The organism is Micromonospora sp. NPDC023966 (assembly GCF_040639095.1).
Classification (GTDB): domain Bacteria; phylum Actinomycetota; class Actinomycetes; order Mycobacteriales; family Micromonosporaceae; genus Micromonospora.
This window is the reverse complement of the sequence record NZ_JBEZZJ010000014.1, coordinates 81,631-90,824: the sequence shown is the minus strand read 5'-3', so window position 1 is coordinate 90,824 and position 9,194 is coordinate 81,631. Positions and strand designations below refer to the sequence as shown.

The 9,194-nt window shown below is 70.4% G+C and carries 10 protein-coding genes; 6 read left to right on the top strand and 4 right to left on the bottom strand.

Annotation, left to right across the window (positions count from 1 at the left end; translation table 11 throughout):
• Window positions 1–10: 10 nt before the first annotated feature.
• Window positions 11–193 carry a hypothetical protein gene (locus AB0F68_RS19545; RefSeq protein WP_357340052.1) on the bottom strand — a complete coding sequence of 61 codons (183 nt, stop codon included), beginning with the start codon at window positions 191–193 and terminating at the stop codon, window positions 11–13.
• Window positions 194–319: 126 nt separating this feature from the next.
• Between AB0F68_RS19545 and AB0F68_RS19540 the strand changes: the two genes are divergently transcribed.
• From AB0F68_RS19540 to AB0F68_RS19530, 3 genes are all read left to right on the top strand, one after another.
• Window positions 320–1,063, top strand: a complete 744-nt coding sequence (locus tag AB0F68_RS19540) for a hypothetical protein (RefSeq protein WP_357340050.1) — start codon at window positions 320–322, stop codon at window positions 1,061–1,063.
• A gap of 728 nt (window positions 1,064–1,791) precedes the next feature.
• Window positions 1,792–3,663 (top strand): BTAD domain-containing putative transcriptional regulator, encoded by a 1,872-nt coding sequence (locus tag AB0F68_RS19535; protein WP_357340048.1) that lies wholly within the window; start codon window positions 1,792–1,794, stop codon window positions 3,661–3,663.
• Between the two features lie 206 nt (window positions 3,664–3,869).
• Window positions 3,870–4,559, top strand: coding sequence for a hypothetical protein (locus tag AB0F68_RS19530; protein WP_357340046.1), 690 nt, complete (start codon window positions 3,870–3,872; stop codon window positions 4,557–4,559).
• 60 nt (window positions 4,560–4,619) lie between these two features.
• Here AB0F68_RS19530 and AB0F68_RS19525 read toward each other — a convergent pair whose 3' ends face one another.
• Both AB0F68_RS19525 and AB0F68_RS19520 read right to left on the bottom strand, forming a co-directional pair.
• The gene (locus tag AB0F68_RS19525) at window positions 4,620–4,895 is read right to left on the bottom strand and encodes a hypothetical protein (protein WP_357340044.1); all 276 of its coding nucleotides are present in this window, start codon (window positions 4,893–4,895) and stop codon (window positions 4,620–4,622) included.
• A gap of 47 nt (window positions 4,896–4,942) precedes the next feature.
• Window positions 4,943–5,374, bottom strand: coding sequence for a hypothetical protein (locus AB0F68_RS19520; RefSeq protein WP_357340042.1), 432 nt, complete (start codon window positions 5,372–5,374; stop codon window positions 4,943–4,945).
• A 252-nt stretch (window positions 5,375–5,626) separates the two neighbouring features.
• Here AB0F68_RS19520 and AB0F68_RS19515 point away from each other — a divergent pair, with 252 nt between their 5' ends.
• Window positions 5,627–6,010, top strand: a complete 384-nt coding sequence (locus AB0F68_RS19515) for a VOC family protein (RefSeq protein WP_357340040.1) — start codon at window positions 5,627–5,629, stop codon at window positions 6,008–6,010.
• Window positions 6,011–6,105: 95 nt separating this feature from the next.
• On the opposite strand, the gene AB0F68_RS19510 is transcribed toward AB0F68_RS19515, so the two are convergent.
• A complete protein-coding gene (locus AB0F68_RS19510) occupies window positions 6,106–6,684 on the bottom strand; it encodes a DsbA family protein (protein ID WP_357340038.1) in 579 nt (192 codons plus the stop codon).
• Between the two features lie 231 nt (window positions 6,685–6,915).
• On the opposite strand from AB0F68_RS19510, the gene AB0F68_RS19505 reads away from it, so the two are divergent.
• Together AB0F68_RS19505 and AB0F68_RS19500 are read left to right on the top strand one after the other, a co-directional pair.
• On the top strand, window positions 6,916–8,202 hold the full coding sequence (locus tag AB0F68_RS19505; RefSeq protein ID WP_357340035.1) for an ABC transporter substrate-binding protein: 1,287 nt from the start codon (window positions 6,916–6,918) through the stop codon (window positions 8,200–8,202).
• On the top strand, window positions 8,199–9,194 hold the full coding sequence (locus AB0F68_RS19500; RefSeq protein WP_357340033.1) for a sugar ABC transporter permease: 996 nt from the start codon (window positions 8,199–8,201) through the stop codon (window positions 9,192–9,194). The genes AB0F68_RS19505 and AB0F68_RS19500 overlap by 4 nt, the downstream gene beginning before the upstream one ends.

Here is a 9,194-nt window from a genome sequence, read left to right as displayed (position 1 = left end):
CGTCGACCATTCATCCTGGACCGTGCAGGCCGCGCTGACGCCAGCGTTCAAAAGAGCGGCGCATTTCGGTACGGGCATCATCGGTACCGACGATCTTCTGGTGGAATTCGCTCGGCGTGTCGCCAGAAGATTTCCGGGTCTGAAGCCGTTGCGCACATCCCAGTCCGGCCAGGCGCGCGGTGCTGGCTCGCATGAGCCTTCTCTGGATCTCGAGGGGGGGTTCTACGAGAGTCGTGCGATTCTGCGCGAAGTCGCAGTCCACGCTGCGAAGTCATCCGTGGGAGGGAACTTCCGCTCCAGCCCGGGTTGGACGCGGGCCGTGAGTGAGGTGCTGAGTGAGGCCGGCATTCGCTCGGCAGAGGCGGGGTTGCCGTGGACCGGTGATCGAGAGGTTCTGCTGGCCCTCCTAAGCAAGGAGGGCACTTACGCCCACGCTCTACTGACAGCAGAAGAGGTCGACAAAGGCCAATTAGTGGCACAAATTGAGAGCGGCACTTCCTGCTATGGGAAACATCCGTGGGTGCCGGCTGTTGACTTCCTGGAGATGGTGGGGGTAGCCCCCAGTGGCAGTATAGCCCGGTTGGTGATGCTTCCCATTCGCACCGCTTTCAAGAGGGTCGAGGGCAGGAGTGCCGGACTGTTGGCAGCCGTGCGGTCCGAGTCGGAGCGTCAATGTCTCCGAATGGGGCACGAGAGGGTACGCGTATCACACGTTCTGCTGGGCGTCGCATCCCTCTCGCATCAACTCTCGCTGGTTCGGATGGAGGAGCCGCCGCAGATGCGTGGGGTAGGATCTATGCTCCACGACTCGGGCGTCTCCTACCTGGCATTAAGTCGATGCATATCGGAGAGGTTGGTAAGCGAACTGCAGGAGGGGCCGCTCGGACTAAAGGATGGGCGAGTATCGCCTGACCCTCCCGAGATGTCGACGGAGGTGAGGCGGCTGTTCGATGTAATCGGTGCCCTCGCCAACGAGGCGGACGGATATGCGCGGATGGTAGAGAGGGTCCTTGATGAAAAGGATGTGGTTGGAATCATTCGAAAATGCCGGTCTGGTGCCTAGGCCGTGATCTAATTCTGATCACGCTCCGGTAAGCTTCACTGGTTCGCGACTTCCAGTTCACTGTGGCCGCCGCGCTGATGTAAGCGCGGCGGCCACAGAAGCTTTGGGGGTGGCTGGGGAGGTGCCGTCCGGAATGACTGGGACGACCTCGCGCTTGCTCTGAAACGGCATGCTGACGCTCCAACCGGCAACCTCCGCGGTTACTGCCCCACGTCGGGTGAGGGTTCTCCGGACCTGCTGGGATCCGATTCGGCGGACTGTCTCGGCGGGCGCCACGCCCCGAGCGATTCTGGGGACGCCTACCCGGCTCGCCTGTCGCCCGAGCGACGTGTCCATGATCGGTCACCGATCAGGTTGCACGATGGCATCGCGAGTGTGTTCAGACGGTGTCGCGAGGTGCGGCTGTTGACTGGAGGACGGCCGTGGTCAGCTTTCTGCTGCCGCGCTTGGCCGCTCGCCGCTTGCCGGTCCCTCCGCCGGACCGTTGTATGATCGGATGGCGCTAATCGCCGTTCAAAGGTGCGCGCGCCACGATGGGCTTATGTGGTCGTCGAGGTCGCCCGGCCCAGCTTGCAAAGCGACGCTGCGTTCACAATCCCTTTTTCGTTACAGGGACGCGCCGCACAATAAATTGATATACCTCACCTTGTCGATGCGGCTGCTCTTCTTGCTGCGTACGCGGCTGGTCGCCTAGCGTAAGCGGCGCTCAACGTCGACGGGGGATAGACATGCAGGTTCGTATCGGGCTACTGGGCACGATGGAGCTTTGGGTCGATGGTCAGCAGCTCACACCCGGGGCCGCGAAGCGCCGTACCGTCCTTGCTGGCCTGGCCTTGGAGGCCAACCGGCCGGTGTCCCTGCAGCGCCTCGCGGGCGAGGTGTGGTCCGACCCGCCCTCGTCTGCGGTGGCCAACCTCCGCTCGCACGCCGCCGCCCTCCGTCAAGCGGTGGGGGATCGGCTGTTCGCCCGGCCGCAGGCGTACGAGCTGCGACTCGCGCCAGGCGAGCTCGACGTGACCGACTTTCAGCGGCTCGCCGAGGAGGGTCGGTCTAGGTTGAGTGAACGCAACCCGGCTGGCGCTATCGATGCGTTGACCGGGGCGATAGACCAGTGGCGCGGGACGGCCGGTGACGGGCTCTCTCGCGGCACCCTTCTGGACAACCACTGGATGAGCCTGGAGGAGCAGCGGCTCCAGGTCTTCGAGGACCTCGTGGACGCCCAGCTCGCGGTCGGCGCGCACGGTGACGTACTGCCTCAGCTCCGCCGCCTGCTCTCAGCCCACCCGTTGCGGGAACGGAGCTGGGGGCAGCTGATCGTGGCGCTCTACCGCAGAGGCGATGTGCCAGCGGCGCTCGTCGCCTATCGGGATGCGCGAGCGGCGCTGCGGGACCAGCTGGGCATCGAGCCGGGGGAGGAGCTGCAGCGCCTGCATCGCGCGGTGCTCGAACGTTCTCCCGAGCTGTCGTACGAAGCACCGGCTCCCACGGTGACGGTCCGGGAGGACGTGAGGCAGCGCGACGGCCGGGAGGTACCGCGGGAGTTGCCGGCGGCGCTGGGGGCGTTCGTCGGACGTACGCGAGAGCAGGCGGAGGTGATGGCGGCCTTGTCCGGTCGCACCTCGGTTGCCGCGGTGGTCAGTGGTGCGGCCGGCAGCGGCAAGACCGCGCTCACGGTACGGGTGGCGCACGCGGTAGCGGCCGACTTCCCCGACGGTCAGGTCTACGTCGACCTGAGCTATCAGCCGTCCTTCACCGGGGACGAGGTGCTGGCCCGCGTGCTCCGGGCGCTCGGCGTCGACGGCGCGGCGATCCCGCAGCGGACCTCCGAGCGGGCCGGCCGGATGCGGTCGCTGCTGGCCGAGCGCCGAATCATGATCGTGGTCGACGGGGTCACCCACGCCGCCCAGGTGCGCGCGCTCGTCCCGGCCGGCCCCGGCTCGGCGCTGATCGTGGTGACTCAGCGGCACCTGCGAAGCCTGGACGGCGTACTTCGGGTGGACCTTGACCCGTTGCCGGCCGAGGATGGGCGGGCGCTGCTTCACACACTCGGGTGCGAAGAGCGGCTGGCCAGCGCCCCCGTCGCCGCCGACGAGCTGGTCCGGCTCTGCGGTGGGTCTCCCCTGGCCCTGCGCATCGTCGCGTCCCGGCTGGCCGCGCGGCCGACCGCCACGGTCGCCGAGCTGCTGGTGGAGCTGCGCGACCCCCGCCGCCGGTTGGACTGGCTGGCCGACGACGACCTGTCGGTGCGGCAGCGCATCGACCTCGGCTACGCAGCCGTCCGCGCCGACGACGACCTGGCCGGGCGGTTGTTCGCGCTGCTCGGCGGCGACCCGGAGGCGGCGGTGCCGCCCGAGGACACCGCGGAGCGGCTGGGCGTGCCGGCCGAGCGGGTGTGGCGGGCACTGGAGATGTTGCTCGACGCCCACCTGGTCCGCCTGGATGCCTCCGGCGGGTACCGGCTGCCGCCGCTTGTCCGGGACTACGCGGCCGAGCTGGCCGAGCTGTCCGAGATGCCCGCGCTGCACCCGCTGCCGACGTGGCGGGCGGAGTCGGCGGCGGACCCGATGGCGGTGGCGGGCCGGCGCGGGGTGCCGCGTTGAGCCGACGGCCGGACCAGCCCGATGGGCCGGGTCCCCGACACGGGACGACCGGTTCTGGTAGGGCGTCGATCGGAACCGACCGCACCGGCCCGGGGCCGGCGGACCGACGGTCACTTGCCGTCGCGGGGTTGGACCGATCCGGTCGGCTCGCTGACCGGGGACGATCGGCTCTGGCAGGCGAGTGCCGGCCGGAGCGACAGTGACTCATGGCACCTCAGCGCGTACCACTGCTCGTCGGGCTGGTCGTGCTGCTCGCGGCGGCCTGCACGACGACCGACCACGACGGCGCGGCCGCCCCGACCGCGACGGCGCCGGCTTCCGGCGCGACCGCCGCGACCACGCCCGCCGCCACCGCGGCGGCGCCCACCAGCGGGGCGCCCGTCGAGGGTTCCTGGCGGGTGACCTACGGCTGGGCGGTGCCCGCCACGTCCGCCCGGGTGACCCACCAGGTCCGGGTGCCGGTCACCCCGGCGCCGGGGGAGCCGCTGCCCGTCCTGGTTGAGGTGCGGTTCGGGGACCATCCGGCCGAGGGGTTCAGCCGGATCACCTTCGCCTTCCGCGGTCCGACGCCGTCATACCAGGTCGGCTTCGTCCCGCAGGTGTCGACCGAGGGTCGTGGCGCGCCTGTCGAACTGCCTGGCACCGCCTACCTGTCGGTGCGGTTCGACCCGGCGCAGGCGCACGACGCGCGCGGCGTCGCCATGGCCGACCTGCCGCCGTCCCGGATCGGTTACCCGACGCTGCGCGGCTGGGCCGCGGCCGGCGATTTCGAGGGGCACCTCAGCTTCGGGCTCGGCCTGCGGCCGCCGGCCGGCGGGACGCTGCCGGTGCGGCTGGGCGAGTTCACCCGCCCCGACGGCACCCACGTCGTCGCCGTCGACGTGCGACGCGGCTGACCGGGCCGCGCGGAACGACCGCGCCGGCCCTGTTGGCCGACGCGGTCGGGCGCGCGTGGGTCAGGAGACCTCGCCCCGGACGATGGCCACCGCGACCCGGCAGAACTCGTCCATGTCCGGGTTGAAGCCGGCGGCGATGTCCGGGTGCAGCCCGGCGCGGGTCTCGTCGAGCAGCCGACGGCAGACCTCCTCCACGGGCTCACCCGCGTAGCCGCCGCGGACCCGGTCGGCGGCCGCCTGCAGGGCCGAGGTCAGCTGATCCTCCAGCGGGCCGCGCAGCTTCTGCTGCACAGGATCGAGCCCGCTCGGATCGAGCGTGACATGTGGCTCCGACATCGGCGCTCCCTTCGTCGGCGATCGCGGTACCCCACCGCGCTCGTCGGTCAAACCATCCTCGGTACGGCCGCCACCCGGACCTGGTACGAGAAGTTCTCCGCCGGCTCCTCGACGTAGGACAGCCGGCGGATCTGCCGGTCGTCGGACCAGAGGGCGACGTCGACCAGCACCCCGAGGTGGGCCAGGCCGATGTTCGCCACCCGCTTCTTGTCCTGGAGCACGGAGCAGACCCCGCCCAGCAGGGTGCTGGCGTCGGAGGTGCGGTGCCCGGGCGGGCAGCGCATGATCATGTCCACCTCGATCGGACCGGTGAGCGGGGTCCACCCCGTGCGCTGGGCCGCCGTGCAGGCGGCCTGGAGCAGGGCGCGGACCCTCGTCGCCTGCCGGTGCCCGGCGGCGAAGATGGACAGGGCCTCGGTCTTGACCGGGGGCAGGCCGCTCACCTCGAACGTCAGGGCGAGAGCGCGGGTGTCCTGCACGACGGCACCTCCTCGTGGGGATCCTGCCCAACCGGTGGGACCGCAAGAGGGAGTTCGCGCGAGAACCAACCGATCGGACGGGCTGGGGGTCGGCCGGAGGCGTATCGACTTCGACGGCGACGCGCTGGCTGCGGGGCTAGGGAAACGCTAGTCGACCGGGCGCACGCTGGGTAGCCTCGCCGTTCACTGCGTGGGACGGGCCGGGAAGGCGGGGCGTCTTCATGTTCGTCTTTCGGCTTGTAGGGTCGGCCCATGATCGCTGACCTGCAGTGTGTGGTGCTGGACTGCTCTCACCCGGCCCAACTTGCGGAGTTCTACCAGGCACTCCTTGGCGGTGCCGTCAACCAGCGGGATCAGCGATGGGCACTCAGCGGCGACTGGGCGACGCTGCATACGCCGTCCGGCCTCGTCCTGGCCTTCCAGCGGGTGGCGGACTACCGGCCACCGCTCTGGCCCGACCCGGCCCGGCCCCAGCAGTTTCACCTGGACTTCGGTGTTGCCGACCTCGACCGCGCGCAAGAGCAGGTGCTGACCCTGGGCGCAACGGTGTTGGACGATGAAGCCGGGCGCAGTTGGCGTATCTATGCCGACCCCGCAGGGCATCCCTTCTGCCTGGTCCGTCACTTACCCGGGTAATCGAAATGAGGGTCGGCGCGTCGCCGGCAAAGGTCCTTGAAGCGCGCGATCAACCGGCCATCATGCCGGGCGGGTCCGGACCCGCGCCGGGGTGATCAGTGCCGGCCGCGCTTGACCTCGTGGAAGGTCTCCAGGCGCAGCAGCGGCAGCAGCGAGTCCCAGATGGTCAGGGCGTCGTCGACGCCGGGGACCTCGGTGAGGATCGGGCCGTGGATGCCCCGCCGGGTGCCGGGGACCATCAGCACCGGCGAGCCGATGTCCGGGCCCGCCGAGGCGTACGCCAGGGCATGCGACTCGTGCACCGCCCGGTCCCAGTGCTCGTCGTCCAGCGCCGGCGCGGCGGGCTCCAGGCCGGCCGCCGTCACGGCCGCCGCCACGATCTTGTCGGAGAGCGGGTTGCCGGCGTCGTGGCTGCGGACGCCCAGCTCGGTGTAGAAGCGGGCCACGTCGTGGTGCCGCCCCTCGGCGCGCAGCGCCTCGACCAGCCGCAGCGCCCGGCCGGAGGCGGCCATCAGCTCGGCGTACTCCGGGGTGGTCCGGCCCTCGTTGAGGATGCCCAGGCTGAACGCCCGCCACTCGACGCGCAGCCCGCGCGCCTCGGCCACGGCGACCAGCCAGCGGGAGGCGCGCCAGGTCCACGGGCAGGCCGGGTCGAAGAAGAAGGTGGCGTCCATGGGCCGAGCGTAGGCCGGGGCCGCCCGGCCCGCAGCGCGGTGACCGGCACCACGGTGTCGACCGTCGTATCCGTCCCGTGACCGTCAGGTTTCGCAGCGTCGCAGCCAGGGCACTGTCTGCCGCACGAAACGTCCCGGGGCGCGGGGCGACGGCCGGCGTCCCGACCGTCTCGCCGTGCGCCGGGGCGCGGGTGATCTCCCCGGCTCTTCGCCGAAGAGAGGGGGAGGGCGATGACGACAGACCCCGACACGGCCCCGCGGCGGCGGCCGGCCCGGCGTGCGGCGGCGGCAGCCGCGGCACTCGCGTTGACGGCCCCGTTGGCCGCCTGCGGATCCGGCGGCGAGGGGGGCCCGCCCACCATCAACCTGTACTACCCGCCGGAGCAGAACCTGCAGAAGGTGGTCGACGACTGCAACGCGCAGGCCCAGGGGCGCTACCGGATCGCTTACCGGGTGCTGCCGCGGCAGGCCGACGAACAGCGGGTGCAGATGGTGCGGCGGCTCGCGGCGGGGGACCGCGGGATGGACGTGCTCGGCCTCGACGTCACGTGGACCCAGGAGTTCGCCAGCGCCGACTGGATCCGGGAGTGGACCGGCCAGGACAAGGCCGAGGTGGAGCAGGGCACCCTCGCCGGGCCGCTGGACACCGCCCGCTACGAGGACAAGCTCTACGCCGCGCCGAAGAACACCAACGTGCAGCTCCTGTGGTACCGCAGCGACCTGGTGCAGGAGCCACCGAAGAGCTGGGACGAGATGATCTCCGCGGCCCAGCAGCTGAAGCAGCAGGGGAAGCCGTACCAGGTGCTCACCATGGGGGCGCAGTACGAGGGTCTGGTCGTTCTCTACAACACCCTGGCCGAGAGCGCGGGCGGGAAGATCCTCAGCGACGACGGCAAGCGGGCCGTGATGGACGCCGGCACCGTGCGGGCGCTGGACCAGCTCAAGAAGTTCGCCACCTCGGGCGTGACCTCGCCGTCGTTCAGCAACGCCATCGAGGACCCGGTCCGGCTGGAGTTCCAGTCCGGCGCCGGCGCCTTCGAGGTCAACTGGCCCTTCGTCTACCCGGCGATGCAGGAGGCGGCCCCGGACCTGGCGAAGAAGGTCAAGTGGGCGCGGATGCCCGGCATCGACGCGAACACCCCGAGCAAGGTCACCATCGGCGGGGTGAACATGGCGGTCAGCACCTACTCGAAGCACCCGGCAGAGTCCTTCGAGGCGGCGAAGTGCATCCGCAACGCCGAGCACCAGAAGTTCTCCGCGGTCAACGACGGCGTGCCGCCCACCATCGAGGCCGTCTACGCCGACCCGGAGATGGACAAGGCGTACCCCATGAAGGAGACCATCCTGGAGGAGCTCAAGGAGCCGGCGGTCCGGCCGCTGACACCGGCGTACCAGAGCATCTCCACGGTCATGTCGGCGATCCTCTCGCCGCCGTCGGCCATCCGGCCCGAGCAGACCGCGAACGAGCTGCGCGACGCCATCGCCGACGCCCTCGAGTCGAAGGGGGTCCTGCCGTGAGCATCAACGCCACTCCCGCCGGCGCGGACGTCGCCGCCGAGGCCGAGCGCCCCGCCGGCCGGCACGCCGCCGTGCCCACGCAGCGGGCCCGCCGCCGGGCGAGGCCGCCGCTGAGTGAGAACAAGCGCGCCGAGCGGCGCCTCGGCTGGCTGCTCTGCGCCCCGGCCGCGCTGGTCATGGTGCTGGTCACCGCGTACCCGATCCTCTACTCGGTCTGGTTGTCGCTGCAGCGGTTCGACCTGCGTTTCCCCGACCAGCGCGAGTTCATCGGGCTGGAGAACTACGCGACCGTGCTGACCAACCAGTTCTGGTGGACGGCGTTCGGGGTGACCGCGCTGATCACGGTGGTCACCGTCGCGGTCGAGCTGGTGCTCGGCATGGGCTTGGCGCTGATCATGCACCGGACGCTGGTCGGCCGGGGCATCGTCCGCACCTCGGCGCTGATCCCGTACGGCATCGTGACGGTGGTGGCCGCCTTCTCCTGGCGGTACGCCTGGACGCCCGGCACCGGCTACCTGGCCAACCTCTTCGACGGCAGCGCCCCGTTGACCGAGCGGGCCAGCTCGCTGGCGATCATCATGCTGGCCGAGATCTGGAAGACCACCCCGTTCATGGCGTTGCTGCTGATGGCCGGGTTGGCGCTGGTGCCGGAGGACCTGCTCAAGGCCGCCTCGACCGACGGCGCGACCGCCTGGCAGCGGTTCACCAAGGTGATGCTGCCGGTGATGAAGCCCGCCATCCTGGTCGCCCTGCTGTTCCGCACCCTCGACGCGTTCCGGGTGTTCGACAACATCTTCGTGCTCACCGCCGGCGGCAACGAGACCTCGTCGGTGTCGATGCTCGCCTACAACAACCTGATCCGGGGGTTGAACCTCGGTATCGGCTCCACGATGTCGGTGCTGATCCTCCTCACCGTGGCGGTCATCGCGTTCGTGTTCGTGAAGCTGTTCGGCACCGCTGCCCCCGGCAGCGACGACGGGGAGAGGCGCTGA

Excerpts from the sequence above, each read along its gene's own strand:
- AB0F68_RS19545 (WP_357340052.1), bottom strand. The coding sequence starts at position 193 with ATGCGAGCCAGCACCGCGCGCCTGGCCGGACTGGGATGTGCGCAACGG.
- AB0F68_RS19535 (WP_357340048.1), top strand. The coding sequence starts at position 1,792 with ATGCAGGTTCGTATCGGGCTACTGGGCACGATGGAGCTTTGGGTCGAT.
- AB0F68_RS19530 (WP_357340046.1), top strand. The coding sequence starts at position 3,870 with ATGGCACCTCAGCGCGTACCACTGCTCGTCGGGCTGGTCGTGCTGCTC.
- AB0F68_RS19525 (WP_357340044.1), bottom strand. The coding sequence starts at position 4,895 with ATGTCGGAGCCACATGTCACGCTCGATCCGAGCGGGCTCGATCCTGTG.
- AB0F68_RS19515 (WP_357340040.1), top strand. The coding sequence starts at position 5,627 with ATGATCGCTGACCTGCAGTGTGTGGTGCTGGACTGCTCTCACCCGGCC.
- AB0F68_RS19510 (WP_357340038.1), bottom strand. The coding sequence starts at position 6,684 with ATGGACGCCACCTTCTTCTTCGACCCGGCCTGCCCGTGGACCTGGCGC.
- AB0F68_RS19505 (WP_357340035.1), top strand. The coding sequence starts at position 6,916 with ATGACGACAGACCCCGACACGGCCCCGCGGCGGCGGCCGGCCCGGCGT.